The sequence below is a fragment of the Halobacterium sp. MBLA0001 genome (genome assembly GCF_049705385.1).
Classification (GTDB): Archaea; Halobacteriota; Halobacteria; order Halobacteriales; family Halobacteriaceae; genus Halobacterium; species Halobacterium salinarum.
In genome coordinates this window covers 1158970-1184268 of record NZ_JBNAMQ010000007.1, presented here as the reverse complement: position 1 = coordinate 1184268, position 25299 = coordinate 1158970, and the positions used below count along the sequence as shown (strand labels likewise).

Genomic DNA, 25299 nt, shown 5'->3' with positions numbered 1-25299 from the left:
TCGCCGGGTTGCGACGCATCGGGTGTGTCCCAGACGCCGGCGTGGGTGGTGTTCGGGCAGCGGGTGGCGTATCTCCCGGCGGCCGACGCGCTCGTGCTGGCAGATCTGCACGTGGGGCGGGGCAGCGCGTCGGACGAGCGGCGGGACATCCTGGCCCGGTTGCGGGGCCACCTCGACCGGTTCGAGCCGGCTCGCGTGGTGGTAGCGGGTGATCTATTGCACGCCACTGGGTCGCTGCCGGCGGGGGTCGCGGAGACGGTTGGTGCAGTCGTCGGCGCGATCGAGGACAGCGCCGCGGGCCTGCGTGTGGTTCGGGGCAACCGGGACGGAATGCTTGCCGCGGTTGGCGTGTCCGCAACCGATAGCGTGCGGCTCGACGACGGCACGGTCGTGTGCCACGGCCACGAGGAGCCGGCGGCGGATGGGGACCGGTACGTGGTCGGCCACCAGCATCCGGCCGTCACGATCAGTGGGGGACAGCGGCGGCCGTGTTTCCTCTATGGCCCCGGGCAGTACGACAGCGCCGACGTGCTCGTGGTGCCGGCGTTCACGCGGCTCGCGGCGGGGACGCCGGTCGGAACGCTCGGCGACGGCACCGCCGTGTCGCCGCTGTTGGCGCCGCCGGCGGGCTACCGGCCGATCGTCGTCAGCAACGGGGAGACGCTGGGGTTTCCCGCGCTCGGGGATCTCGACGGGCTGTTGGTGGGCGCGCGCGGCTACGAGACGTGATCGCTGGCGGCGCGTGCGGCCGCCCGCCCGCTCTCCATGGCACCGTTTATCGAGGCGTTGTGCGTGTACGAGCCGGCGACGTACACCGCGCCCGCGGGGGCGGTGGTGTCCGGGAGCGTGTCGTGGACGCCGGGGGGTTGTGCGAACTGGGAGAACGGCACCCGGTGTGTGTGCAGGACTTCGAACGCGCCGAGCGACGCCTCCGGATACCAGTCGGCGATGGCGTCCCGGGCGGCGGTGGCGAGGGCCGTCGACGAGCGGTCCGGCGTGCCCAGCGTGGTCACTGCGACGAGTTCGCGGTCGTCGGGGGCGTATTCGGGCGCGACGCCGGACATCGGTGCGACGGTGTTGGGCACGTCATCGGCGGCGTTGAGGTGGATGCGGTCGCTGTCACCGAGCGGGTGGGCGGCCGGGAGCGCGACGTGTTGGGTGGTACAGCCCTTCCAGTCGGTGGGGATCGCGTCGACGCCCGTGAGCTCGCGTGCGGCGTCGGGGTCCGTGGCGACGACGACGGCGTCCGCGTCGATCCGTTCGCCGGGCACGTCGACGGCAGCGGGATCGCTGTGGACGGCTTCGACCGGCGTTTCGGGTTCGATGGTGACACCCGCATCGCGGGCACGGGCGGCCAGCTGGGCGGAGATCGCGCCCATCCCGGCGGCCGGGAGCACGGTCCGGCCGTCGGCGAGCAGTTTGAACGTGTACTCGAAGACGCGTTTGGACGTGGACAGCGACCGGTCCAGCGTGATGCCCCCGTAGAACGGTCGCACGAACCGGTCGACGTACCGGTCGGAGAACCCGCGGGCGGCGAGATACTGCTCGATGGTGGCGTCGGCGTCGCTCCAGATGTCCGCGAAGGGTTTGCGGGTCAGCTCCCGCTTCAACAGCAGCGTGCGGAGTTTGTCCATCGTCGATACCTCCCGGTTCAGCATCGACGGAACGAGTGCGCCCGGATCGCGCAGGGGGTCCCCGAGCACTGCGCGCCGGTCGCCGCGGCAGATGACCGCCCCAGGTGAAAACGACCGCAGGTCGAGGGCGTCGAAGTCGAGTTCGCGTTTCGCCGCGGGGTACGACGTGAACAGCACCTGGAAGCCGCGGTCGAAGGTGAAGCCGTCGGCGTGCGTGGAGCGGACGCGGCCGCCGACCGTGGGGTTGCGCTCGAACAGGGTCACGTCGAGACCGTCCGCCGCGAGGTGTCGCGCCGCCACCAGCCCCGCCAGCCCGCCGCCCACAACCACTGCCTCTTCGTCGGTCATGGCCGTGTGTTGGGGTGGCGGCGTCATCAACGTGGGTGCTTTCGGGGCGCGTGTGCCGCCCCGAGGACGCCGGCCACGCTGGAAGGGACAGGGCCTTTGTCGGGGCGTTCGAAACACCGCAGCATGGAGACGACGCGAGCCTTCGAGGGGCTGGAGTGCGTGGACTGTGGGGAATCGTTCGCGGCCGCGGCGGCGACCCACCGGTGTCCGGAGTGTGGGGGCATCCTCGACCCCGCCTACGACCTGGAGAACCTGGACGTGGACGCCGAGACGTTCGGCGCGCGGCGGTTCGACTCGCTGTGGCGGTACGCGGAGTTGCTGCCGTTCACGCGTGGGTCGGCGGTGTCGATGGACGAGGGGGCGACGGCGCTGGTTCCGTGTCCGGGGCTGGCCGACGAACTCGGCGTGGGCGAACTCTACATCAAAGACGAGGGGCGCAACCCGACCGGCACGTTCAGGGACCGCGGGCAGACGGTGGCGATGACGGCGGCGGCCCAGCACGGTGCCAGCGAGGTGGCGTTGGCGTCGACGGGGAACGCCGGACAGTCAGCGGGAGCGTACGCCGGTCGTGCGGGCCTCGATGCGCACGTGTTCCTGCCGTCCCGCTCGGGGTTCACCACCAAGGCGATGGTGAACGTCCACGGCGGCGACATGAACGTCGTGCAGGGGCGCATCGGCGACGCCAACGCCGCCTTTGAGGACGCCATGGACGAACACGGCGAGGCGTGGTACTCGCTGCAGGCGTTCGCGACGCCGTACCGCCACGAGGGCAAGAAGACGCTGCTGTACGAGACCGTCGAGCAACTCGACTGGGAGACGCCCGACCACGTGGTCTATCCGACCGGCGACGGCGGCGGGCTCGTGGGGATGTGGAAGGCCGCCACGGAGCTCCGTGAGCTCGGCATCACCGCGGACGTGCCGGCGATGTACGCCGCACAGGCCGAGGGGTGTGCGCCGATCGTGCGGGCGTTCCAGGAGGGCCGCGACGCCCACGAGCCGTGGGACACGCCGGACACCATCTGTGGCGGCATCGAGATCCCGGACCCCGCGGGCAGCCGGCTGGTGTTGGAGGCACTGCGCGAGAGCAACGGCGGCGCGGTGGCCGCGAGCGACGAGGAGATCCTGGAGGCGGGCACCGCGGTCGCCAGCCGTGCGGGCCCGGAGATGGGGGCGACGTGCGCGGCGGCGGCGGCGGGCGCGTGGGAGCTGGCTGACCGGGACGCGTTCGGGGAAGACGACACCGTGGTGGTGGTGAACACGGGGACGGCGAACAAGGCGGCGGACGTGTTGCGGTCGCATCTGATGAGCAAAGGCATCTGAGCGACCGCGTTGAGAACACGCGTTATTTCGACGGATCGGTTTAATTCGTGGTGAATTTTGCGGGCGTTGGTTCTGGAACAATGGGTGCGACAGCGCCGAATACGACGTTCGAAATATTAATACGATGGAGAACCCACCGGCAACTGTATGCCAACTGAGCACACGCGTCGGCGGTTCCTGCAGGCGACTGGGGCAACCGGCATCGCTGCGCTGGCTGGGTGCGCCGGCGGTGGCGACGGGGCCGGGGACGGCACGCGGCTGTCGTGGCACGCGGGCGGCCAGAGTGGCACGTACTACCCGCTGTCGAACGAGTTCAAGACCATCGTCGAGGACAACACGGACTACTCGCTGAACGTCCAGACCACGGGCGCAAGCGTGGAGAACGTCGGCAGCCTCGCGAAGGGGAACGCCGACTTCGCGCTCATCCAAAACGACATCGCGTACTTCGCGAAGAACGGCACCGGGATCGATGCCTTCCAGGACAGGGCGGTCGACAACCTCGTCGGCGTCGCCACGCTGTACCCGGAGACGATCACGCTGATCACGCGTGCGGACACCGGCATCGAGACCGTGGCCGACCTCGACGGCGCGACCATCAACACCGGTGACCTCGGGTCCGGCACGCAGGTCAACGCCCTCCAGATCCTGGAGGCCGCCGGCGTGACAGACTACGAGGAGCAGACCGCGTCGTTCGCACAGGCCGCCGAACAGCTCCGGAACGGCGACATCGACGCCGCCTTCGTGGTCGGCGGCTGGCCCGTGGGTGCCATCGAGGAGTTGGCCAACACCAACGACATCGAGATCGTGCCCATCGAGGGAGAGGCCCGCGACGCCGCCAAGGAGGCGGCGTCCTGGTTCGCCGACGACACCATCCCGAGCGGGACGTACAGCGGCATCGACCGGTCCATCGAAACCGTCTCCGTGCAGGCGATGATCGCGACCCACGACGGCGTCGACGAGGCGACCGTCACGGAGGTCACGAGCGCGATCTTCGAGCACACCGGCGACCTGACCATCAAACCCGACTTCATCGACACGGCGTCGGCCCAGGACGGGATGTCCATCGACCTCCACCCTGGCGCGGCCGCCTACTTCGAGTCGTAACGCCGCCTCCACACCCCACACGCGGGTGTTTCACAAGCCACATGCGTAGAGAGATCAGTTCATGAACCGCACTCGTATCGTCGTCGTGGCGGCCAGCGTCCTGGCCGTGCTGACAGTGATCGCTGCCGTCGTGCCGGCCGGAACTGTGCTGGTCGCCGACGACACCGACACCGACCAGCGGTATCTCACGGTGCCCGTCTCAGAGGGCTCGACGGTGGCGCTGGAGTACACACACAGCGTCGAGCGCTCCCGCGTCTACGAGGCCTACGCCGTTCGCGGCGAGACACTGGAGATGACGCGCGCGGAGTTCGAGTCGTACGGCTGGGGGTTCCCCAGCGCCGCGAACGTCACCATCGAGAACGGGACGTTCGTCTACTCGCCGGACCGCAACGCAACCGTGTTGACGGTGTCACCGGGACGCATCGCCGGCCACACGCTGCACGTCGACGACCGAAGCTACGACCTCGTCTCGGTGACCGACGCACAATCAGTTGATCTTCATGTTGTCCATCGAACACTCCTTGCGACGATGATCGAGAGCATCTATGAGTAACGACCACTCGACGACGGACGCGCCGGACGCGGACTCAGTACTGCAAGAGATCGAGCGGAAACGCGACCTCAGCGGGCGGATCGTGCTGGCGGTCGCCGCGATCGGGATCGCGTTCTCCGTGTTCCAGTTGTGGCTGGCGGCCCGGGGTTCGGTGCTCTCGGTGTCGCTCCCGATCGTGGGGTCGGTCACGCTGGCGAAACTCCAATTGCTCCAGATCAACGCCGTGCACGTGGCGTTCGCGCTCGTGTTGACGTTCCTGCTGTATCCGGCGAGCACCGGTGACGGGCCCGTGGCGCGGCGGTGCAAGCGGCTGTCGGAGGCGGCCACCGCCAGGCTGGGCTCGTCGCACCCGGTGACCCGCGTGATCAACGCTGTCGGCGCGGGCCTGGCGTGGGCGATCGTCGACGACGACCTCGACGCCGTGGCCCCGATCGACATCGCGTTCGCCGCGGTGTCGGCGCTGGCGGCGGTGTACTTCATCACGGACTTCGCTGAGATCCGCGAGCTCCGGTATCTGGGCCTGACCGCTGGGCGTCCGCTCCCGACGGTGTGGCTCGGCTACCTCGACGTGATCCGGCCGGTGTTCGACGCGCTCAGCCCCGTCCTGAACCCTGCCGGGGCGTTGCTGGGGCCGCTCGGCCACACCTCCTACGCGCTCGTGCTCGGCGCGGTCGGCGTGGTGCTCGTGCTCGAAGCCACGCGGCGAGCGATCAGCCTCTGGCTGATGTGCATCGTCGCCGCGTTCATCGCGTACGCCCGTTTCGGCTACCTCATTCCACAGGACGTGGCGTACCTGCAGATCATCTCGATCCCGCCGTTCGCGTGGCCGGAGATCATCCAAAACCTCTGGTATAACACCGAGAACGGCGTGTTCGGGATTCCGGTCACGGTGTCCGTGCAGTTCATCTACGTGTTCATCCTGTTCGGTGCGTTCCTGGAGATGTCGGGCGCCGGCCAGTGGTTCATCGACCTGGCCTACGGCGCGACCGGAACCCGGAAAGGCGGCCCCGCGAAGGCCTCCATCCTGGCGTCCGGGTTCATGGGCACCATCTCGGGGTCGTCGATCGCGAACACGGTGACGACGGGCGCGTTCACCATCCCGCTGATGAAGCGCTCGGGATACCGCCCGGAGTTCGCGGGCGCGGTCGAGGCGTCGGCGTCCTCGGGCGGCCAGATCCTCCCCCCAGTCATGGGGGCGGCGGCGTTCCTCATCGTGCAGTACACCGGCACGCCGTTCGCGGACGTGATCGTCGCCGCGACCATCCCCGCGCTCGTGTTCTTCTTCGGCGTGTGGGTGATGGTGCATTTCGAGGCCGGCAAGGAGGACATCGGCGGGCTCGGCACCGACGACCTGGTGTCGCTTCGGTCGCACCTCCGCACCGGCTGGTTCTACCTCGTCCCGATCGGGTTGTTGTTGTACTACCTGATCGTCGAGCGGCTGTCGGTGGCGCGCTCGGCGTGGTTCACGATCGTCGCGATCGGCGCACTGATGGCGCTGGTGGCGGCGTACGGCGACGAAACCCGCGGCCTGTTGGGCGGCGTGCTGACGGTGGTGACCGGTGGCACGCTGCTGGCGGAGTGGCTGGGGGGCGGCTCACTGGTGGCGGTGCTGACCGGTGGTGGTGCCGGCGCGCAGCCGCTGGGCGGAGCGGTTGCCGCGACGCTGGGTGAACTCGGCTGGCTGGCGATCGCGGCGGGCGTGATAACGATGGCGCTGCGGCCGCGGGCGGACGCCAGCCTGCTGGGCTTCGACGACGCCGTCGACGACACCGCGGGCGCGGTCAGCGCCGCGGTGGGGCGCCCGTCGCTTGCCGGCAACGGGCTGTTCCGGTACGGGGTGTTCACCCTGAAGTCGATGGAGGACGGCGCCCGGACCGCGGTCCCGGTCGTGATCGCCGTCGCCGCGGCCGGCATCATTCCGGGCGTCATCAGCATCTCCGGGCTCGGGCCGAACCTGGTGTCGCTGATTCAGGCCGTCGCGGGGGGCTCGCTGGTGGTCGTGCTCGTGATCACGGCGATCTCCTCGATCATCCTCGGGATGGGGATGCCGACGACGGTCACGTACATCATCCTCTCCGTGTTGCTCGTGCCGGTGTTGCTGCCGTTCGGGGTGCCGGAGCTCGCCGCGCACCTGTACATCCTGTATTTCGGCGTCATCGCGGACATCACGCCGCCGGTCGCGGTGGCGGCGTACGCGGCCGCCGGGGTGGCGAAATCGGACCCGTTCGACACCGGCGTCGAGGCGTTCTCGCTGTCGCTGAACAAGGCCATCGTGCCGTTCGCGTTCGTGGTGACGCCAGGGGTCATGCTGTTGCGGCGCAACGCCGGGTCGCTGCCGCCGGGCGACCAGTACAGCGTCGTCGGCGTGGCTGACCTCCTCGACGTGGGGTATTCGGTTCCGGAGGTGGTGCTCCCCATTGCGGGTGTCGTTCTGGGTGTCGTGGCGCTGGCTGCGACCGTCATCGGGCACGTGTACACCGACGTTGCGCGCGCCGAGCGCGTGGCGTACGCGGGCAGCGCGCTGTTCCTGATGGCACCCACGCTCATCGTCACCACGGCCAACGACGTGCTCGGCCTGCTGGGCGTTGCGGGCGGACAGACGGGTGTCGTGGTGGATCTCGGACTGCGGGCGATCGGGCTCGCGGTGTTCGCGGCGCTGCTCGTGCGGAACCGTCGTGCGAGCACCGCCGAGGAACCGGCCGCGTAGCGCTGCCGGGTGGTCGCTCGTTTTTGCCTGCGTGAATGGTTCGTCGCAGTGCCACCGCTCACGACAGTCGGGAAAACGAAGGTACCAGCATCGCCAAATATATATTTAGATGCATCTAAACGACGGTGTTGGCATGCTCTCTGACGTAATGGAAGACTACCTCAAATCGATCTACAACCTCGAACGCGAACACGAACCGCCGATCGCGACGTCCACCATCGCGGAGTACCTGGACGTCACGCCGCCCACGGTCACCAGCATGGCCGAGAAGCTCGAATCCCGCGGCCTGATCGAGCGCGAGAAATACGCGGGCGTCGAGCTCACGCCCGACGGCGAAACCGTCGCCGTGGAAGTGATCCGCCACCACCGCCTGCTCGAATCGTTTTTGGCGACCCATCTGGACTACGACTGGGACGAAGTCCACGACGAGGCCGACGCCCTCGAACACCACATCAGCGAGGAGTTCGAGGACCGACTCGCGGAGAAACTCGGTGACCCGACGGTCGACCCCCACGGCGACCCCATCCCGAACGCCGACCTCGAACCGCCCGAGCACCCCGACACCGAGGTGCTTGCCGACCACGCCGAAGGCGACGCCCTCGTGGTGGCGCGCGCGAGCGACCGCAACACCGACGAGCTCAGATATCTCGCCGACGCCGGCGTGCAGCCCGGCACTGAACTCACGGTCACCGAGCACGCGCCCATCGGCCTGTTCGTCGTCGAGATCGACGGCGAAGCCGTCCACCTCCCCGAGCGCGTCGCGGAAACGCTCGAAGTCAGACCCGCGGCCGACGAGGTGACCGACGCGTGAGCGCGTTCACGGAAGTCCTGACGCTCGCGTTCGTCACGCAACTCGCAGCGCTCCCGGGCGAAAAGGTCCAGTTCATCATCGCCAGCCTCAGCACCGAGTACGACCCGCGGATCGTCGTCGCAGCGGCCGGCTCCGCGTTCGGCATCTGGACCGTGATCGAGATCCTCGTCGGGGAGGGGCTCCAACGCCTCATTCCCGGTGTCGTCTTGGACGTGACAACCGCCGCCCTGTTCGCCGTGTTCGGCATTCTGCTGTTGCGGTCGATGCCCGCACGAACCGGATCTGACGAACCCATGTCAAGCGACGGCGGGGGCGTCGCGGCCAGCATCGACGACGTGACCCTGTTCGGGTACCGCCTCACCACGGCGCTCGGCGGATTCATCCCCATCTTCTCGATGATGTTCGCCGGCGAGTTCGGCGACAAAACACAGCTGGTCACCATCGGACTGGCAAGCGACTACGGCGCGACGCCCGCGATCTGGCTGGGGGAAATGCTGGCGATCATTCCCGTCAGCATGGTGAACGCGTACTTCTTCGACCGCTTCTCCGGGAAGTTCGACGCGCGCAAGGCGCACCTCGTGTCCGCAGTGCTGTTTTTCTTCTTCGCAGGGGACACGCTCCTAGAAGTGAGTGTCGGCGTCTCCGTCTGGGAGGAACTGGTGGCGCTCGCCAGCCAGCTGCTCTGATCGCTGGCAGCGTCCCGGGACGGTTAGTACCCGGTGTCGTTCATCGCCGGCACCTCCGAAGTCAGCCAGTCGTGGAGCCACCGCACGCGCTTCAAGCGCTTGTGTGCGATCGACGACGCGGCGTCGGACTCCACGCGCTCGGCGGCGTCCTCGCCGCGGTCCAGCACGCGCTGGATCATCTCCGCGGCGTCGACGTGGGTGCGCGCCTCGTACCCCATCCGGAGCAACATCAGCGCGGCGCCGTTCGCGCCGGCTTTGTCCAGCAGGTCGGCTTCCACGAGACACCGCGCCTCCAGTGGCAGGTCCATGAGGTCACCCTGGTAGGAGTGCCGTGACACCGCCTCCGCGACCTGATCGACGAACGACGGCGGGAACTGGCCGTGCGTTTCGAGGTATTTGCGCGCGATGCGCGCGCCCTCCTCGGCGTGGGCGTCCTGTTCGGCCTCCAGCTTCGCGATGTCGTGGAACAGCGCCGCGACCCGAACCACATCGACGTTCGCGCTCGTCGCCTCGGCGATGCGCTCGGCGATGTCGACGACGTTCATGATGTGGGTGAACCGGTACTCCGCGGAGTGCCACGGGTACCACCGCATCCGCCCGCCGTCGGTCTCGTTTTCGACGCTGGCCTCCAGGTAATCCCGGACGAACGCGGCCATGTTGTCGAACTGCGCGTCCGTGACCGGCGACTCCCTTATTTCGACGCCCACCGTCTCACCTCCGTTCCCAAGCAGTGCATCCGTGTCATTGTTCGGATACAGGTTTGTTCCAGTCTTAGGCCTTTTGCAGCCCTCCCGGCGGGCGACGTCGACTCGGCGGCCGACCCGCCAGCCACCACGCCACGGGAAGCAGCCCGACCCGTGGCGCGCGACGGAACTGTCGCCCACACGGTGGCCGTGGGTCAGACGTGCTCCTCGTAGGGCTGCACCACCACGAAGCCGGAGTCAGTGCCCGCGTCGTCGAACTCCATTTGGAAGCGCTCCCCGGACTCCTGGCCGACCATGTCCGAGAGGCTGGCGTTCACGTCGACGCTCGGCGTGGTGGCGCTCCAGGCGACCGTCGCACTCGGGTCGGTCGTCACCGGCGGCGCTACCACCAGCGGATCGCCGTGGGTGGTGAGCGCAACACAGCCGGGGCCGCTGATCGCGACGTTCGTGAACCCCCCGGCGAACGACCCGGCGAGGCTGTCCATCGTCGTGACCTCGTAGGACAGCTCGGACTCGAACGCGAGTACGTCCTCGCCGTTGACCGTGATCCGGTCGTCGGCGGCCAACTCGAGGATCTGGACTTTCTTCTGTGCGTCCGCGAGGTAGAGGGTGCCTGTGCCCTCCGCGCGCATGATCGGTGTGCCCTCACCGGTTGCGGCCTCCTTGATGATGCCCGTGAGCCCGCCCTCCGCCGACCGCTTCCCGGTGAACGAGAACTCGCCCGTGTACGCGACCATCGCCCCGGCTTTCGCCATCACGTCGCCGTCGACATCGATTGCCAGGGTGTAACTGTTCTCGATCGCGAACGGGGCGTCGTCGCTTGCGGTGTCCGCGGCGTTGAATTGGTCGATGTTCATAACGAACCGAAGCCGAACGGCTTCGTGTGCCAGGTCACCGCCACACCTCATGAAGCTACTGCTGGTGTGCAGTGAGTGCAGCTTCACACTCCTGCATCGCCTCGAAGCGCTCGCTGTCGGGCTCCTCGATCGGGACGGTTTCGACGGTCACCCACCCCGAGTCGTAGGTGAGAGCGGTCACCCAGTCGTCGGTCCCGAGGATCACGTGCTCGGTGACCACGACCGGATCGCGGGTGTCGGCCTCGACGGCACGCTGGCGGTCGACGGGGACCACCAGCGAGAACGCGTCGGCGTGGTTCAGGGCCGTTACTTCCTGTTGGCGCAGCGGCCGGTCGGGAAGCGATTCGAGTGGCTCGCTCATACCGGCCGTTCGGAACAGCCACACGTAGGGGTGTCGCTCCCAATATACGTTTTATTCATACTCTAAAAATGTACACAAAGTATATATGGAGTACTATCATTGCTCCGAATACGATGCCGGAATGCAAGAACTGCGGCTCGTTCGTAACCACGGACTACGCACGCGTGTTCACACCACCAGGCGTCGACAGGCCGCGCGTTTGCCCCGAATGCCCCGACATGGTTCGGGACGGGGCCGACGTTCGGAAAGCCCGCGCAACACGAACCTGACAGCCGTCCCGGCGGCCGACACCCCCCATACTGTTTTTGCTGTCGCGATCACTCGCCGAGAAACCAGACCACCCCCCGACAGCACTGGACTGCGGATCCGTGAGTAGTCCCGGGCGGATTCGAACCGCCGTCGTGGGCTCCAAAGGCCCATATGATTGGCCACTACACCACGGGACTGCACTCGCGGATAGCGATGCAAGACACAAAGAGATTGCTTTTCGAACCGCACCCCCGCGGGGCGCTCAGTCGTCGGCCTCGACGGACGGCTCGGCGAGGAACCCACACGCGTCAGCGCCGGCGTCGAAGCAGTCCGGACACTGGGACTTGCGGTCGATGATCATGTCGAGGCGCTCGGCCACCGTCTCATCGATCACCGGCTCCAGCTGTCGGGCCTCGTCGCGGAACGACTCCACCCCGAGCACGTTCGCCAGGAACCGTTCGAGGATACAGTACGTCTGGAGGGCGTCTCGGGCGCGGGCCGCGCCGTCCTCGGTCACGGACGCCCCCTTGTACTTCTCGTGTGTCACGAGACCACGGTCTTCGAGTTTCCCCACCATCTCGTTGACGCTCGCCGGACTGACGCCGAGGCGGTCGGCGAGCTCCCCGGTCGCGGCGGGGCCGTCGGTTAACTGCTCTACGAGAAAGATCGTCTTCAAGTACTGATCAGCAGTGTTCATGTCCAATCACCTCGAACGGCGACCACACCGGCCGGCACCGCTGCGCCGACAGTGGCCGTGCTCATCTGTGTGCCTCCATCAGCGCAGTGACCGACTCGACGCCGTCGGCTTCGGCCGCCCGGATCTCCCGCAGCGTCGCCAACAGCCGGTCCTGATCGACGCCGAACGCCGCCTCGCTGGCCTCGATCGCCGCGATCAGATCGTCGTAGAACTTGTACGCGGTTTCCTCGCCGTGCAACTGATCGTACAGCACGCCGTCGAAGTCGTCCGGCCCAGTCTGCCCGTAGCTCTCCGCAACCAGCGCTTCGACTTCCCCGAACGGGATGCTGTCGGCGTCAAGCGACTCGATGATGTCCTCCAAGCGCGCGCGGTGATCCGCGGACTCCTCGCTGGCGTCGGACAACAGCGCCTCGATGTCGGCGTCCCGGTCGGCCGCCGGCAGCGACTGGTAATGTCGATGCGCGCGGACCTCCACGACCTCTTCGAGCACGACCCCGATCTGTAGCAGCCGCGCCAGTTGGCGGTCGGAGTCGACGCTCGCAGCGAGCGAGCTCACGGCCGCCGCCACCTCGCGAACGATACGGTGCGCATGGATACAGCCGACGGTCTCACCGTCCTAAAAGGCGAGGATTCCCCGGCAACGGGGTGTGGGGAACCGCTGCGCGTGTCAGTCGAGCCGCTCGGCGATCCGTGTCTCCAGGTCCTCGCGCAGTTCCTGGACTTCGACCTCTTCGAGCACCGGCACGAAGAACCCCGCAACAAGCATGTCCGTGGCTTGCTGGGCGGTGAGGCCGCGGTCCTGCATGTAGAACAGGGTCTCCTGGTCGACCTGCCCGACGGTCGCGGAGTGGCTGGCCTCGGTGTCGTGGTTGTTGATGATGAGCTTCGGGGAGGCGTCGGCCTCGCTCTCGTCGCTCAGCATCAGCGTGTTCTCGCGCTGGTAGCTCGACGTGTCCCAGGCGTCACTGCCGACGTCCTGGACGCCCTCGTAGACGCTGCGGGCGTCGTCGTCGATGACGCCGCGAGTCACGAGATCCGCGGTGGTGTGCTCGGCACGGTGCCAGACCTTCGCGTCGAGGTCGAAGTGCTGGTCGTCGTGGCCGAAGAACGCGCCGACGATCTTCGTCTCACTGGCGTCGCCCGCCAGTTCGGTGGAAACACCGGTCTTCGTCAGCCGGCTGCCGATGTTGCCCTCGATCCAGTTGACCGTGGCGTACGTGTCGGCGTGCCCGCGTTTCAGCGTGTAGTTGTACGTCTGCTCGTCGAAGTCCTGGAGGCTCCCGTACTGCACGTAGGAGTTCTCTCCGGCGTCGACCTCAACGATCCCCGAGTAGTAGCGCTCGCCGTCGACGTCGTCGCCGGTGTCCTGGCGCTCCAGGATCGTCGCCGTCGCGTTGTCCTCGGTGATGACCAGCGTGTAGTTGAACAGCGACCGCGAGTTCATCGAGGTGCGGATGGTGACGTCCTCGGCGTCGACGCCCGCGGGCACGTACACCACAGTCCCGGTCGTGAACAGCGCCGTCGACAGCGCCGTCAGGCGGTTCTGGTGGGGGTCGATGACGCTGCCGAACGCGTCCTCGACGCGGTCGGCGAGGTCGTCGTCCTGGAGCGCGTCGTGGAACGACTCCACGCGAGCGTTCTCCGCGCCGACCTGGTCTTTGTCCTCGGTCTGGGAGAGCGGATCGACCAGCGCGTCGAAATCGAGGTCTTCGAGCGTGGTCCACTTTCGGCCCGGCGTCTCGATGACGCTGGGGAACGCGAGGTCGTCGAGCGCCTCAAGCGCATCGAGGCGCGTTTCGCGGAGCCACGCGGGCTCGTCGCGCTCGTCGGCGATCCGGCGGACCGTCTCTGCAGAGATATCAGTGTGTAGCTGCGTACTCATATTAACCGAGCGAACCCTCCATCTCCAGCTCGATGAGGCGGTTCAGTTCGACCGCGTACTCAATCGGCAGTTCTTCGGTGATCGGCTCGATGAACCCGGAGACGATCATCTGCTTTGCGTCGTCGTCGTCGAGACCACGGCTCTGGAGGTAGAAGACGTCCTCGTCGCCGATCTTCCCGACGGTCGCCTCGTGTGCCACGTCGACTTTCGACTCGTTGATCTCCATGTACGGCATGGTGTCGCTGGTGGAGTCGTTGTCGAACATCAGCGCGTCACACTCGACGTTGGTCTTCGAGTCCTCGGCGCCGTCGGCGATGTGAACGAGGCCGCGGTAGTTCGTGCGGCCGCCGTCTTTCGCGATGGACTTCGATTCGATGGTGGAGCTCGTGTCCGGGGCGTTGTGATAGACTTTCGCGCCGGTGTCGATGTCCTGGCCGTCGCCGGCGAACGCGATCGTGATGTGGTTGTCCGTCGCGCCGCGACCCTTGAGGATCGTCGACGGGTACAGCATCGTGGCCTTCGACCCCATGCTGCCGGAGACCCACTCCATCGTGCCGTTCCCCTCGACGACCGCGCGCTTGGTGTTGAGGTTGAACGTGTTCTTCGACCAGTTCTGCACGGTCGAATACTGCACGTGGGCGTCCTCGCCGACGAACACTTCGACGCCGCCGGAGTGGAGGTTGTGGCTGCCGTACTTGGGCGCCGAGCAGCCCTCGATGTAGTGGACTTCCGAGCCCTCCTCGGCGATGATGAGGGTGTGCTCGAACTGGCCCATGCCCTCGGAGTTCATCCGGAAGTACGCCTGCACGGGCATGTTCACGGTGACGTCCTCGGGCACGTAGACGAAGCTGCCGCCGGACCACACCGCGCCGTGCAGCGCCGCGAACTTGTTGTCGCTCGGCGGCACGCAGCTCGTCATGAAGTGCTCTTTGACCAGCTCGGGGTACTCCTGAACGGCCTCGTCCATGTTGCAGAAGACGACGCCCTTCTCCTCCCAGCGCTCCTGCATGTTCTGGTAGACGACCTCGGACTCGTACTGGGCGCCCACGCCGGAGAGCGCGTTGCGCTCCGCCTCGGGGATGCCCAGCTGTTCGAAGGTGTCCTGGATCTCGTCGGGGAGGTCCTCCCATTCGTCGGCGCCCGAGCGCTTGTCGACGTCCGGGCGGATGTACGGGACGATCTCCTCGATGTCGAGTTCGGTGAGGTCCGGCTGGCCGGGCCAGTCGGTCGGCATCGGCATCTTCGTGTACTGTTCGAGCGCACGGAGGCGGCGGTCGAGCATCCAGTCGGGCTCGTCTTTGTCCTCGGAGATGACGCGGATCGTCTCCTCGGTCAGGCCCTTCTCGGATTCGAACGCGGAGTTCTCCTCCTTTTTGAACTCGAAGCGCGCCTCGGTGTCAGTGTCTTGTATGTCTTCGGAACTCATGTGGTGTGTGTGGTTGCGTTGCGTGTCTGGGCGGCGTTACGCGGTCTCGTAGACCTGATCGCGAACCCAGTCGTACCCCTCGTCTTCGAGCTTCTCGGCGAGCTCGGCGTCACCCTCCATGACGACTTCGCCGTCGAGCATGATGTGGACGCGGTCGGGCTCGACGTAATCGAGGATGCGCTGGTAGTGCGTGATCTGGAGGATGCCGGTGTCCTGCTCGTCGCGGAGCGCGTTGATGCCCGTCGAAACGTCCTGGAGGCGGTCGATGTCGAGCCCGGAGTCGATCTCGTCGAGCACGGCGATCGAGGGCTCCAGGATGGCGGCCTGGAGGACTTCGTTTTGCTTTTTCTCGCCGCCGGAGAAGCCCGCGTTCAGGTAGCGGTTGGCGAACTTCTCGTCCATGTCCAGGGTCTCCATTTTCTCCGAGAGGATCTCCTGGAAGTCCGCGACGCCGATCTCGCCGTCGTCGGCCGGCCCCTCCATGGGGGAGGTCTCGTAGCCGGCGTCCTCGTCATCGTCGGTGGCGTCGTCGGCGTCCTCGTCGTCATCCTCGAAGAGGAGTTCCTCGCGCTCGTCGAGCTTCGCGTTGAGCGCTGTGCGAAGGAAGTTCACGAGGGTGACGCCCTCGATCTCTGCGGGATACTGGAACGCAAGGAAGATACCGAGCGCGGCGCGCTCGTTCGGCTCCAGGCCGAGCAGATCGAAGGTTCGGTCGTCGGCGGGGAGCTCTTCGGCACCGTCGAAGTCGTCGTCTTCGATGGTGAACAGGACTTCCCCGTCGGTGACGTCGTAGGCCGGGTGGCCGGCGATGATCTTTGCGGTGGTGGATTTCCCGGAGCCGTTGGGACCCATGAGGGCGTGGATCTCGCCGGACGGGATTTCGAGGTCGACACCGTCGAGAATTTTCTCCCCACCGTCCTCTGCGACTTCGGCGTGTACGTCTTTGAGCTCAAGCGTAGCCATTGATTAGGTCATCCTAAACGAAGTGGGTCAGCATCATAATAGTTGCGGAGTTCACCGTAACTGCTTTTGCTAACATAAAATAGAGTTTTTGATTTACTAAAAACGGCGTCGTGTGGCGAGCTGACCGCAGCGTCGTCTACAGCGTGTCTCGGGAGCCGACACACGCGCCGGGATCGCCTGGCGAGCCCGCCCACATGGGGGGCGGTATCACTGCGGGAGCGGTGTGGGTTGGCGTACGCTGCTATGCGGCAGGAACCCTGGCAGGAGAAACTGTCAAGGCCCGCGCCCGGGATGAACGCATATGGAAACGGCTCCGCTCGACGGCGACGTCGCCGTCATCACTGGCGCATCGAGTGGCATCGGGGAAGCAACCGCACACGCGCTCGCCGAGAACGGCGCGACGGTCGTGCTCGCCGCGCGCAGCGAAGAGACGCTCACCGAGATCGCGGACACGATCACGGCAACGTACGACACTGCCGCCCACGCCGTGCCCACCGACGTCACCGACCGGGCGGCCGTCGACGCGCTCGTCGAGACGGCCGTCGAGGAGTACGGCAGCCTGGATCTCCTCGTCAACAACGCCGGGCTCGCGCGCGGCGACGACGTCGCGGCCCTCACCGACGACGAGTACCGTCAGATGATGGCCGTGAACTGCGACGGCATGTTCTACGCCACCCGGGCGGCGCTCCCGCACCTCACCGACGCCGACGGCACCATCGTTTTCCTGGGTAGTTTCGCGGGGCAGTACCCCCGCCCCAGCAACCCCGTCTACGCCGCGACCAAATGGTGGACGCGCGGGTTCGCCCACAGCGTCGAGGCACGCTACGGCGACGACGGCCTTGGTGTCACCGTAGTCAACCCCACGGAGGTGCGAACCCGGTTCAACGAGGAGGACGGCACCGCCTTCGAGGAGGCCTACGACGAAGCCGAGGTGTCCCGGCCGACCGACATCGCCGACGCCATCGCGTTCGCGGCGACCCAGAGTGCGCCCACGGTGGCGAGCGAGATCGACATGTACCGCCAGGACAAGTTCTCGGAGTTCTAGCTGGGGCCCAGCGGGCTACGTGAACTGGCCCAGCCCGGTCTGCGTTTGGCCGGATTTCACCTCGTCCCAGGAGAGATCAAGCGCCTCGAGGATGCGCTCGATGGGGCCTTTGAGCGTCTTATCGAGCATCTTGTCGTAGTCGACGACGAACGTGTCCGGGATCTGGTCGGCGTACTCGTAACAGATCACGTCGGGATCCCGGCGGAACTCGCGGTAGCGGTCGCTCGTGCTCGTGTCGATGCCCTGTTCGTCTTCGACGTGACCCCAGAAGTCCGGATGCACTTTCGCGAGGTAGAGTCGCTTGGGCTTGGACCCGCGGTCGAAGTTCGTGCCCAACAGCAGGTTGGCGTACTTCGCGCCACGCACCTGGGCGGTGTCCGTCTCGTAGTTGTCCAGTCGTTTGCCGATGCCGCCCGGGATACCGATGTCGTCCAGATCCGCATCCCCCTCCTGGAACTCCTCGATGACGCCGTGGACGTACTCCTCGACGGCGTCCACGTCGCCCTCCCGCACCACGAGGTCGATGACCTCCTTCTGGACGCGCTTCGTGATCGGCGCGATGTCCGAGCGCTGGTACTCGAAGCCCGTGATGTCGACGTCGTCGACGTCCTTGCCCTCCTTCCAGACGATGTGGCCGGCGTAGCGCTTCTTCTTGCCGGCCTGGAAGAACCGCCGGTAGAGCTTCTCGAACTCGATCTGGAAGCGGTGGTCGTCGGCGTGCAGTTGCTCGCGAGCGAACTCGTCGTAGGCGGCGTTGATGTGGTCCTCGATGTCGAACGACTCCGCGATGGCCTCCGCTTTCGTCATGTCGTCGCCGAGTTCGAGCATGACGCTGTCGGTGTCGCCGTACGCGACCTCGTAGCCGAACTCCTCGGCGGCCTGCTCGGTGAAGTCGATGACCTCGCGGTTCGTGGAGGTGACGCCCGCGCTCATCGCGCGGTCGTAGAGCCGGAAGCGGTCCCAGCCGAACACGCCGTAGAGGCTGTTCATGATGACCTTCACGGCGGCCTGCTGGCGGTCGTAGCGCTCGTAGTCCTCGCTGTCCGGCTCGTGGTCGTCGCGGCGTGCTTTCTTCTCCTCGCGCTCGGTGAGGAGTTCATCGACCATCTCCCGGATGATGCCGTCGGGTTCCTTCCGGAAGTGGACGCCCGTCGGCGTCCGGTAGGTGTCGCCGTCGAACTCCTCGGGGTCGACTTTGGTCTCCGGGCTGGCGTTGATGGTCACCATCGACATCGGGTAGAGGCTCTTCAGGTCCAGCACGGAGACGTTCTCCCGAACGCCAGTGATGGGGTCGAAGACCGCGCCGCCCTCGAACTCCTCGGCGTCCTGTTGGCCTTTCGACGGCAACACGAAGTTCCCGAACGCCTTGTGCAGGACGTACATGTCCACCGCGTCCCCGGGGGTCGTGGCGTCCTCCAGTTTGCAGCCCACGAGCTTGCGGGCTTCGTCCCAGAACGCCACGATGGACTGCTTGCGGTCGATTTCCACGCAGAGCTCGACGTCCCGGAGGTTGTACTCCAGGAGGCGCTCGGGGTCGTCCTCCCAGAGGTCGCCGATATCCCCGGGGTAGCGCTCTTTGCCGACGCCCAGCTCCTGTTCGCCGACGGCGTCCAGCCGGTAGGAGTCCAGCTCCGAGTATTTCGTGCGCTGGTAGGCGTACAGCAGGTCGAAGACCACCCGTCCTTTCACGTTCGGGCCGCCCCAGCCGGACGTCCAGACTTCGCTGACGCGGGAGAGGCGGTCGGAGTCGAGGTCGTGGTCGGTTCGTGGGTCGAGTTCGTCCAGCCGGTCGATGAGGTAGGGGGCGTCGAAGTCGTCGAAGTTCCAGCCCGTGAGCACGTCGGGGTTGGTATCCTCGATGTACGAGAGGAACGCGTCGTGCATGGCTTCCTCGGTGTCGAACACGCGCACGTCGATGTCGGCGTCGTCGGTCAGTGGGTCGTAGCCCGGGACCGCTGTGGGGGCGTCGACCGTCGCGTCCGGGGCGGCGTACAGCCACGCGACGTATTCGTCGCGGTAGGAGTCGTGGCTGGTCAGACAGACCACGGGCTCCTCGCCGTCCTCGGGGAAGCCGTTGCGGTCGTTGACTTCGATGTCGAAGGTGTTCACGCGAAGGGTCGCGGCGACCTCACAGGCCGCGATTTCGTCGTGGTGGACGTAGAGCGCGCCGTCGTCGGCGCGCCGGGCGGGCACCCTGACGCCGTCGGTGATGTCCTTGTCGATGAGCAGGCGGTTCGGGAACAGGATGTCGGCCTCGTAGTGATCGAACGCGTCACGGATGTTCCCGACGTCGCGGGGCGTCCGGCCGAAGATCTTCGTCAGCGCTTCGCCCCGGATGGATTCGTAGCCGTCCTCGGTGCCGGTGATGACGTCGTCGGTGAGGTCGTCTTCGGAGAGCGTGGCCGTCGGTGCGTAGAAGTACGGTCGAAAGCCGTGCACGCGGACGTGTTCGGCCTCGTCGTCGGTCGTGCGGCCGAAGACGTGGAGGACGGGGCGCTCGCGGTCGCCCGAGCCCTCGATCGTGTAATCGACCTGTGTGACCATCAGTTCGACCTCGCCGGTGGCGTCGGGCAGCGCGTCCGCTTCCGCCGTCAGCACCTCGTTGACGACGGGGTCGGCGTCGCCGGCGACGACCGCGGCTTCTTCCTGGATCGCGTCCTCCCCGGGGTCGTCTGCCCCGTCGCTCTCGTGCATGAACTCGGAGAGCTCGGTGTTTCCCATTGGGTTGGGGTTCGTCCGTCCGGCCTAAAAGCTCGCCCTTCGGAGCGGCAGAATCCGACGGGGGGAAAACAGTTATCCCATGTGGTCCACTACCACGGGCCGAGGTGACAGAGATGACAGACCACGCAGCGGGCGACCGGAATCACCGCAACGACATCCCACAGCTGCCCGAGGGCAACGACCCACGCGACAGCGTCGAGGCCTACGATGCCGACGAGGGGGTCGTACTCTACGACGCGGAGAATCCGCTCGCGTGGCTCAAAGGCACACACGCGGTGTGCCTCGGCGACGCCCTGTAGAACCGATAACGCTTTGCTCGCACCACCCACAGTGTGTGGCGTGCTCGACGACGTTCCGTTCGCCGACGAGGAGTCCGAGGCCGAACAGGACCTCGCCCCCGACATCGAGATCCCGGACGGCTCGGCGGCCGATCCAACCCTCCAGCGGAAGTTCTGGTCGCTGGTGTTGGTGTTCAACGCGGCCGTGTTGGCGGGCAGCGTCGGGGCGATGATCGCGTGGTTCAACGGCAACTGGGGGACCGGCGGCCCGCTGCTGGCCGCCGCCGTGATCCTGTCCGTCTACGGCGGATACAAATACCGCGTCTACACACGGAAGGACTAACGCCGTCGCCCTCCTTCCGTGGGGTGTGCAGACGGTTCGAGACACCGATGGGCGGCGCTGGATACGCATCGCGGACCACGGCGAACAGAGCAGGGTACGGGACCCAACGACCGGCGAGGAGACCACGGTGCCCAGCGAGACACTCACACCGACGAGTGACGACGCCGTGTTCGAGGCGCTCGCGGACCGCGTTCCGGCCGCCGGCCGCCGGGTCGCGAAGGCGTGTCACGCGGACTGGCAACTCGGACTGCTGGTGGCGCTGGCCGACGATGGCCCGCGCCCGGTTCGGAAACTACTGGCGGCGGCGGGCGTCTGCGAGAGCGATTTCCTCGGTGCGACCACCGAGCTCCGGGCGGCCGGCGTGCTCGCGGAGACGACGGTGGCCGGTCAGCGCGCCTACGAGCTCACGGCGGCCGGCCGCGAGGGGATCGGCGCGCTCCGTCACGCGGAGTGACCGCGCCGGCTGTGGTGGTAGCCGGTTGCGGCGAGCACGGAGACGGAGACGGCAGCCGTGCCGACGCCAAACGCCCACAGGAGTGGGGTTGACGCGGTTATCCCGACAGCACCGAGAACGATCGCAAGCACCGCCAGCACGCCGCCGAGCTGCAGCATCCGGTGCACCGGCGTGTGTCGGCCGTGCTCACCTGTCCGCGACTCGGTTTCGTTTGCAGAAGCGTCCGCCGGTTCTGGCATATGGACGCCCTGGGCCTGGATCCATTAGAGGGTTCGGGAACCCCTCTGATATCATATGTGTTCGGGGGTGGACACACGGGACCGGTTCGACGTGGCGTCTTTCGCGACCCGCACCACGTCGTCAGCGGCCGCCACCAGCTCGTCGTCGTGGCTCACGACCACGATCTGCTCGACGCCGAGCCGTCGCATCGACTCCACCAGTTCCACGAGCTGCGAGACGTGCCCGGAGTCGAGGAACACAGTCGGTTCGTCCAGGATCAGCGGCGGGAGAGGGGCGTCGCCGTCGATCCCCTCAGCCAGCAGCCGGTAGACGGCAGTGCGCAGGCTGAGGTTGAACAGCGCGCGCTCGCCCCCCGAGAGCTGCGCGGGCTCCAGGGGCTCGCCGTCCTTCTGGTAGACGGTGAGCTCGTACTCGCCGGACAGCTCGATGCGGGCGTAGGAGTCGTTCTGATAGACCAACTCGAAGGTCTCGTTCAAGAGGCGTTCGAGCTTCGAGACGTTCTGTTGGCGCAGCTCCGCCCGCAACTCCCCGTACATCGTCTCGAGCGCGGTCACCTCGTCGTGGACCGCCTGGAGGTCCTGGTGGCGTGACTGCACGCGCTCGTGCTCCTCGCGCAGCGACTCCAGCTCCGCGATGGCGTTCTCCGCAGCGCCGATCTTCGCCTGGAGGTCGTCGCGGTCCTCGCGCAGCGCCTGGAGTTTCGGTTCGACCTGTTCGAGGTAGTCCTCGGCGCGGTCCTTGTCGGCGCGCGCTGTCTCGATGCGGTCCGCATCGAACTCGCTGTCCAGCGTACGCTTGCGCTCGCGCAGCTCCGAGAGGCGGTCCCGGCGCTGCTCGTTCTGGGCGGCCAGTGCCGCGCGCTTCTCGGCCAGCCGCTGGGCGGCTTCGCGGGCGTCGGCGGCCGCTTCGAGGCGGTCGACGAGATCCGCAAGCGCGTCCAGTCGCTCCTTGAGGGCGGTCTGGTCGGCGTTCAGCGCCGCCAGCGTCTCGCGCTTCTCGTCGGCCGCATCACGCTTGGCCGCGGCGTCCGCACGGGCGTCCTCGGCCTCGGCGTCGAGGTCCGCGGCGCGGTCGCGCTTTTCGGCGGCCTGGTCGCGTTTCGCGTCCGCGATGTCGGCCTGCTCGTCGCGGCGCTCGACGGCGCGCTCGCGTTGCTGTTCGAGGTCGTCGACCCGGTCTTCGGCGGCCACCAGTGATTCGCCGCGGTCGACGCGCTGGGCCACCGCGTCGAGTTCGTCCTCGACGTCCGCCAACTCGGCGTCGAGCTCGGCGACGCGCTCGCGATCGTCGGTGACACGCTCGACGTGGGGTGCCCCCTCGACCGGCTGTCCGCATTCGGGGCATTTCCCCTCGTCGAGCAGCGCCTCAGCCTCGGCGACGCGGTCGGCAGCGGACTGCCGGTCGGCGCGGAGCGTCGCCGCCCGCTCGCGCAGTTCGTCGCGTTCGGCCGCCGCGTCGTCGAGGAACGCCTCGGCGTCCCCGAACGCGACCGGCGCGTCGTCGAAAGCCGCCATCGCCGCCTCGATGTCGGCGTCCAACGCCTCGATGCGGGCGGCGGCGTCGTCGCGTTTCGCCGCTGCGTCGTCGGCCTCGGCGTCGAGGGCTGCGGCCTCTTCGCGCAGCGTCTCGGCGCGCTCGTCGAGGGTGGCGGCGTCGTCGGCGGCGCTGTCGGCCTGCTCGGTGAGCCGGGAGACAGCCGGTGCGACCTCGCGCACCCGTTCGGCGACCGCCTCCCGCTGGTCGGCAACGGCGTCGCGCTCCGCGCTGGCGTCCTCGGCGTCCGGATCGTCGAGCCCGAGATCGGCCGCGAGCGCCGCTGCCTCGTCGTCGAGATCGCTGGCGCGCTCGCGGTGATCGCTGACGCGGTCGGCGAGCGTCTCCCGTTCGCGTTCGGCCTCGGCGACGGCCTCGCGGACGTCGGCGATCGTCTCCTCGACGTCCGCGAGCGCCGTGCGTGACTCCTCGTAGCGCTCCAGGACGTCCGCGGCGTCGTCGCGGGTCTGCCTGGCCTGCTCGCGTTCGGTCTCGAAATGCTCGATGTCGGCGGTGACCTCGGCGAGCGCGGTGTTGTGGCTCGCCAGCCGGTCGTGGGGGTCGGCGGCCTCCTTGTCAGCGATCTGGTCGGCGAGCCTGTCGAGTTGCCCCTCGACGTTGCTCTTGACGTCCTCGACGCCGAGGCGGGCGTCGCCGGCGCGCTGGCGGTACTCCTCGAGTTTCCCCAACTGGAGGAGCGCGTCGATCATGTCCTGGCGCGTGCTCGGGGCGGCGTTGATGAGCTTGTTCACCTCGCCCTGGCGGACGTACGCGCAGTTCACGAACGCCTCGGCGTCCATGCGCAACAGCCCCGAGATGTGGGCTTCGACGTCGGTGACGCCGTCGATCCGGTCGGTCGGAGTCTCCAGCACACAGGCGGCGGTCTGGGCGCGCCCGCCGGACGCACGGATCCGGCGGTGGACGTGGTAGTCGCCGCCGGCGTGCTCGAAGTGGAGGTCGATCTCGGCCGTCTCCGCGCCGATCGTCACGGCGTCAGCGAGGGTCGTGTCGAGGGCGGTGGTGCCGTACAGCGCGAAAAAGCAGGCGTCGAGCAGGCTGGACTTGCCGCTGCCGTTCAGCCCGTGGATGACGGTCACGCCGGGGTCCAGGGAGACGGCGGCGTCCGCGTAGCATTTGAAGTTCGACAGGGAGAGGCGCGTGAACCTCATTGGAACTCCTCCACGGTGGTGGGCCGGCCGTCGTCGTCCGCCGCGTCGGCGTCGTCGTCCAGCACAGCCTCTGCGCGCTGTATCACGCGCTCTCGGACGGCTGCGTCGGCCAGCGTGTCGTCACGCACGATCCGGTCGACATCGCGGGCCGGCTCGTCCAGCCCCAGATCGCGGACGCGCTGCTCGACGGCGTCGTCGGGGTCGGCGAACGACACGTCCACGTCGGGGGCGTCGTCGCCGGTGTCGAACTCCCGGCGGTCGTTGACGCGCGTGAGGAGTGCGCCACGATCGTCGCCGAAGCGCTCGATCTCGGCGGGCGTGACCGTGTCGCCGTCGCCCGTGATCGTGACGACCACGACGGCGTCGTCGAGGGCGCGCTCGCGCAGCCGCTCCTGGATGAACGCCGTGCCGTCCGTGGGGCCGAGGTCGGCGTCCACGAACACGAACTCGCGGGTGTTGAGCGACTTCCGAGAGATGGCAACGTCGGTGGTCGCGTCGCTGCTGAACGAGACGATGTTGTAGCCCCGGGGGTCGCGTTCGCTGGCGCTGGCGCGCTCCGTAGAGCCACAGTACGTCACCCACGTGTCCCCGAGTTGCGTGGTGTCCGGGGTGTGGTTGTCGCCCAGCAGGACGGCGTCGAACTCCACCGTGGCGTCGGCCAGCACCGCGTCCAGGTCCCAGTTGGCGTACGGGAACGGCGTGAACAGACCGTGGGAGACGAGCGCGGCGTGGTCGGCGTCGTGGTCGGCGACGGTGTAGTCGTGGTCGTCGCGCTTGGACTGGGGGACGTAGTCGAGGCCGTAGAAGGCGGTATCCGCGACCACGCGTGGCGAGTCGTCGAGGCGCTCGGCGAGGCCGAGCGTCTCGAAGAGATCCAGCCACTGGGCGTCGCGGGTGCCTTCGTGGTTTCCGACGACAGCGAGAAACGGGATGCCGGCGTCCTGGAGCGGGCGCAGCAGGGCGATCGTGTCCAGGATGTCCCGGAGCCCGGGCTGGCGGTCGTGGTAGAGGTCGCCGGCGTGCACCACGGCGTCGACGCCCTCGTCGATGGCGTCCGTAATGACGGCGTCGAAGGCGTCGAGGAAGTCCTGTCGCCGCTGGGGGGCGTGGTACTGTTGGTATCCGAGGTGGGTGTCCCCCGTGTGGATGACGCGAGCCATACACCTGGCGTGGGGTGGCGGGGCGGAGAAAGCTTCGGTGCGTGTGTGGCGGCG

At 67.4% G+C, this 25299-nt stretch carries 25 protein-coding genes and 1 tRNA gene; 12 read left to right on the top strand and 14 right to left on the bottom strand.

The window, feature by feature from the left end; genetic code table 11:
* Window positions 1-24: 24 nt before the first annotated feature.
* Window positions 25-729, top strand: coding sequence for a metallophosphoesterase (locus ACOZ32_RS07335; RefSeq protein WP_049892488.1), 705 nt, complete (start codon window positions 25-27; stop codon window positions 727-729).
* Here ACOZ32_RS07335 and ACOZ32_RS07330 read toward each other — a convergent pair.
* Entirely contained in the window at window positions 717-1982 is a 1266-nt protein-coding gene (locus ACOZ32_RS07330) for an NAD(P)/FAD-dependent oxidoreductase (RefSeq protein WP_424335116.1), read from the bottom strand. The genes ACOZ32_RS07335 and ACOZ32_RS07330 overlap by 13 nt on opposite strands.
* 123 nt (window positions 1983-2105) lie before the next feature.
* On the opposite strand from ACOZ32_RS07330, the gene ACOZ32_RS07325 reads away from it, so the two are divergent.
* The 6 genes from ACOZ32_RS07325 (at window position 2106) to ACOZ32_RS07300 (ending at window position 9163) form a co-directional block, all read left to right on the top strand.
* Window positions 2106-3302, top strand: a complete 1197-nt coding sequence (locus ACOZ32_RS07325) for a threonine synthase (RefSeq protein WP_205251541.1) — start codon at window positions 2106-2108, stop codon at window positions 3300-3302.
* A gap of 147 nt (window positions 3303-3449) precedes the next feature.
* On the top strand, window positions 3450-4406 hold the full coding sequence (locus ACOZ32_RS07320; protein WP_205251540.1) for a TAXI family TRAP transporter solute-binding subunit: 957 nt from the start codon (window positions 3450-3452) through the stop codon (window positions 4404-4406).
* 61 nt (window positions 4407-4467) lie between these two features.
* A complete protein-coding gene (locus ACOZ32_RS07315; protein WP_205251539.1) occupies window positions 4468-4959 on the top strand; it encodes a DUF1850 domain-containing protein in 492 nt (163 codons plus the stop codon).
* Window positions 4952-7666 (top strand): TRAP transporter permease, encoded by a 2715-nt coding sequence (locus ACOZ32_RS07310; protein WP_424335115.1) that lies wholly within the window; start codon window positions 4952-4954, stop codon window positions 7664-7666. Before ACOZ32_RS07315 ends, ACOZ32_RS07310 begins: the two co-directional genes overlap by 8 nt.
* 133 nt (window positions 7667-7799) lie before the next feature.
* Window positions 7800-8477, top strand: a complete 678-nt coding sequence (locus ACOZ32_RS07305; RefSeq protein WP_012289175.1) for a metal-dependent transcriptional regulator — start codon at window positions 7800-7802, stop codon at window positions 8475-8477.
* Window positions 8474-9163: a TMEM165/GDT1 family protein gene (locus ACOZ32_RS07300; RefSeq protein ID WP_012289174.1), complete on the top strand. Its 690-nt coding sequence runs from the start codon at window positions 8474-8476 to the stop codon at window positions 9161-9163. Before ACOZ32_RS07305 ends, ACOZ32_RS07300 begins: the two co-directional genes overlap by 4 nt.
* A 23-nt stretch (window positions 9164-9186) precedes the next feature.
* Here ACOZ32_RS07300 and ACOZ32_RS07295 read toward each other — a convergent pair whose 3' ends face one another.
* From ACOZ32_RS07295 to ACOZ32_RS07285, 3 genes are all read right to left on the bottom strand, one after another.
* Window positions 9187-9870 carry an HD domain-containing protein gene (locus ACOZ32_RS07295; protein ID WP_205251877.1) on the bottom strand — a complete coding sequence of 228 codons (684 nt, stop codon included), beginning with the start codon at window positions 9868-9870 and terminating at the stop codon, window positions 9187-9189.
* Between the two features lie 191 nt (window positions 9871-10061).
* Window positions 10062-10724 (bottom strand): AIM24 family protein, encoded by a 663-nt coding sequence (locus tag ACOZ32_RS07290; RefSeq protein ID WP_012289172.1) that lies wholly within the window; start codon window positions 10722-10724, stop codon window positions 10062-10064.
* A gap of 55 nt (window positions 10725-10779) precedes the next feature.
* Entirely contained in the window at window positions 10780-11085 is a 306-nt protein-coding gene (locus ACOZ32_RS07285) for a hypothetical protein (protein WP_424335114.1), read from the bottom strand.
* 113 nt (window positions 11086-11198) lie between these two features.
* Between ACOZ32_RS07285 and ACOZ32_RS07280 the strand changes: the two genes are divergently transcribed.
* Window positions 11199-11354, top strand: a complete 156-nt coding sequence (locus ACOZ32_RS07280; protein ID WP_012289171.1) for a DUF7563 family protein — start codon at window positions 11199-11201, stop codon at window positions 11352-11354.
* 104 nt (window positions 11355-11458) lie between these two features.
* Here ACOZ32_RS07280 and ACOZ32_RS07275 read toward each other — a convergent pair.
* The 6 genes from ACOZ32_RS07275 to ACOZ32_RS07250 form a co-directional block, all read right to left on the bottom strand.
* A tRNA-Gln gene (locus ACOZ32_RS07275) sits at window positions 11459-11531 on the bottom strand.
* Between the two features lie 65 nt (window positions 11532-11596).
* Window positions 11597-12031 carry a metal-dependent transcriptional regulator gene (locus ACOZ32_RS07270; protein ID WP_010902351.1) on the bottom strand — a complete coding sequence of 145 codons (435 nt, stop codon included), beginning with the start codon at window positions 12029-12031 and terminating at the stop codon, window positions 11597-11599.
* 61 nt (window positions 12032-12092) lie between these two features.
* Complete coding sequence (locus ACOZ32_RS07265; RefSeq protein ID WP_049892592.1) at window positions 12093-12587, bottom strand: rubrerythrin; 495 nt, start codon at window positions 12585-12587, stop codon at window positions 12093-12095.
* 111 nt (window positions 12588-12698) lie between these two features.
* The gene (gene sufD, locus ACOZ32_RS07260; RefSeq protein ID WP_010902349.1) at window positions 12699-13913 is read right to left on the bottom strand and encodes a Fe-S cluster assembly protein SufD; all 1215 of its coding nucleotides are present in this window, start codon (window positions 13911-13913) and stop codon (window positions 12699-12701) included.
* Between the two features lies 1 nt (window position 13914).
* Window positions 13915-15339, bottom strand: a complete 1425-nt coding sequence (gene sufB, locus ACOZ32_RS07255; protein WP_010902348.1) for a Fe-S cluster assembly protein SufB — start codon at window positions 15337-15339, stop codon at window positions 13915-13917.
* A gap of 36 nt (window positions 15340-15375) precedes the next feature.
* Window positions 15376-16302, bottom strand: a complete 927-nt coding sequence (locus tag ACOZ32_RS07250; protein ID WP_205251537.1) for an ABC transporter ATP-binding protein — start codon at window positions 16300-16302, stop codon at window positions 15376-15378.
* 301 nt (window positions 16303-16603) lie between these two features.
* Here ACOZ32_RS07250 and ACOZ32_RS07245 point away from each other — a divergent pair, with 301 nt between their 5' ends.
* Window positions 16604-17347 carry an SDR family oxidoreductase gene (locus ACOZ32_RS07245; RefSeq protein WP_205251536.1) on the top strand — a complete coding sequence of 248 codons (744 nt, stop codon included), beginning with the start codon at window positions 16604-16606 and terminating at the stop codon, window positions 17345-17347.
* A 15-nt stretch (window positions 17348-17362) separates the two neighbouring features.
* Here ACOZ32_RS07245 and ACOZ32_RS07240 read toward each other — a convergent pair whose 3' ends face one another.
* Window positions 17363-20068, bottom strand: coding sequence for a DNA-directed DNA polymerase (locus ACOZ32_RS07240; protein WP_205251535.1), 2706 nt, complete (start codon window positions 20066-20068; stop codon window positions 17363-17365).
* Between the two features lie 113 nt (window positions 20069-20181).
* Between ACOZ32_RS07240 and ACOZ32_RS07235 the strand changes: the two genes are divergently transcribed.
* From ACOZ32_RS07235 to ACOZ32_RS07225, 3 genes are read left to right on the top strand one after another with little or no spacing between them, the layout of a single operon-like run.
* A complete protein-coding gene (locus ACOZ32_RS07235; RefSeq protein ID WP_424335113.1) occupies window positions 20182-20367 on the top strand; it encodes a DUF7331 family protein in 186 nt (61 codons plus the stop codon).
* 40 nt (window positions 20368-20407) lie between these two features.
* A complete protein-coding gene (locus ACOZ32_RS07230) occupies window positions 20408-20689 on the top strand; it encodes a DUF7322 domain-containing protein (protein WP_136361093.1) in 282 nt (93 codons plus the stop codon).
* A 25-nt stretch (window positions 20690-20714) separates the two neighbouring features.
* Complete coding sequence (locus ACOZ32_RS07225; RefSeq protein ID WP_205251534.1) at window positions 20715-21143, top strand: DUF7346 family protein; 429 nt, start codon at window positions 20715-20717, stop codon at window positions 21141-21143.
* Here the strand turns inward: ACOZ32_RS07225 and ACOZ32_RS07220 are convergent.
* The 3 genes from ACOZ32_RS07220 to mre11 are packed head-to-tail and all read right to left on the bottom strand — an operon-like array spanning window position 21131 to window position 25245.
* Entirely contained in the window at window positions 21131-21382 is a 252-nt protein-coding gene (locus ACOZ32_RS07220) for a hypothetical protein (RefSeq protein ID WP_010902342.1), read from the bottom strand. The genes ACOZ32_RS07225 and ACOZ32_RS07220 overlap by 13 nt on opposite strands.
* Before the next feature lie 51 nt (window positions 21383-21433).
* Complete coding sequence (gene rad50, locus ACOZ32_RS07215; protein ID WP_205251533.1) at window positions 21434-24085, bottom strand: DNA double-strand break repair ATPase Rad50; 2652 nt, start codon at window positions 24083-24085, stop codon at window positions 21434-21436.
* Complete coding sequence (gene mre11 / locus ACOZ32_RS07210) at window positions 24082-25245, bottom strand: DNA double-strand break repair protein Mre11 (RefSeq protein ID WP_424335112.1); 1164 nt, start codon at window positions 25243-25245, stop codon at window positions 24082-24084. The genes rad50 and mre11 overlap by 4 nt, the downstream gene beginning before the upstream one ends.
* Window positions 25246-25299 lie beyond the last annotated feature (54 nt).

What these genes read in the sequence shown, in the direction of transcription:
- ACOZ32_RS07310 (WP_424335115.1), top strand. Translation starts at nt 4,952, where the DNA reads ATGAGTAACGACCACTCGACGACGGACGCGCCGGACGCGGACTCAGTA.
- ACOZ32_RS07280 (WP_012289171.1), top strand. Translation starts at nt 11,199, where the DNA reads ATGCCGGAATGCAAGAACTGCGGCTCGTTCGTAACCACGGACTACGCA.
- mre11 (WP_424335112.1), bottom strand. Translation starts at nt 25,245, where the DNA reads ATGGCTCGCGTCATCCACACGGGGGACACCCACCTCGGATACCAACAG.
- ACOZ32_RS07330 (WP_424335116.1), bottom strand. Translation starts at nt 1,982, where the DNA reads ATGACCGACGAAGAGGCAGTGGTTGTGGGCGGCGGGCTGGCGGGGCTG.
- ACOZ32_RS07290 (WP_012289172.1), bottom strand. Translation starts at nt 10,724, where the DNA reads ATGAACATCGACCAATTCAACGCCGCGGACACCGCAAGCGACGACGCC.
- ACOZ32_RS07240 (WP_205251535.1), bottom strand. Translation starts at nt 20,068, where the DNA reads ATGGGAAACACCGAGCTCTCCGAGTTCATGCACGAGAGCGACGGGGCA.
- sufB (WP_010902348.1), bottom strand. Translation starts at nt 15,339, where the DNA reads ATGAGTTCCGAAGACATACAAGACACTGACACCGAGGCGCGCTTCGAG.
- ACOZ32_RS07315 (WP_205251539.1), top strand. Translation starts at nt 4,468, where the DNA reads ATGAACCGCACTCGTATCGTCGTCGTGGCGGCCAGCGTCCTGGCCGTG.
- ACOZ32_RS07235 (WP_424335113.1), top strand. Translation starts at nt 20,182, where the DNA reads ATGACAGACCACGCAGCGGGCGACCGGAATCACCGCAACGACATCCCA.
- ACOZ32_RS07220 (WP_010902342.1), bottom strand. Translation starts at nt 21,382, where the DNA reads ATGCCAGAACCGGCGGACGCTTCTGCAAACGAAACCGAGTCGCGGACA.
- ACOZ32_RS07320 (WP_205251540.1), top strand. Translation starts at nt 3,450, where the DNA reads ATGCCAACTGAGCACACGCGTCGGCGGTTCCTGCAGGCGACTGGGGCA.
- ACOZ32_RS07250 (WP_205251537.1), bottom strand. Translation starts at nt 16,302, where the DNA reads ATGGCTACGCTTGAGCTCAAAGACGTACACGCCGAAGTCGCAGAGGAC.
- sufD (WP_010902349.1), bottom strand. Translation starts at nt 13,913, where the DNA reads ATGAGTACGCAGCTACACACTGATATCTCTGCAGAGACGGTCCGCCGG.
- ACOZ32_RS07305 (WP_012289175.1), top strand. Translation starts at nt 7,800, where the DNA reads ATGCTCTCTGACGTAATGGAAGACTACCTCAAATCGATCTACAACCTC.
- ACOZ32_RS07270 (WP_010902351.1), bottom strand. Translation starts at nt 12,031, where the DNA reads ATGAACACTGCTGATCAGTACTTGAAGACGATCTTTCTCGTAGAGCAG.
- rad50 (WP_205251533.1), bottom strand. Translation starts at nt 24,085, where the DNA reads ATGAGGTTCACGCGCCTCTCCCTGTCGAACTTCAAATGCTACGCGGAC.
- ACOZ32_RS07325 (WP_205251541.1), top strand. Translation starts at nt 2,106, where the DNA reads ATGGAGACGACGCGAGCCTTCGAGGGGCTGGAGTGCGTGGACTGTGGG.
- ACOZ32_RS07285 (WP_424335114.1), bottom strand. Translation starts at nt 11,085, where the DNA reads ATGAGCGAGCCACTCGAATCGCTTCCCGACCGGCCGCTGCGCCAACAG.
- ACOZ32_RS07245 (WP_205251536.1), top strand. Translation starts at nt 16,604, where the DNA reads ATGGAAACGGCTCCGCTCGACGGCGACGTCGCCGTCATCACTGGCGCA.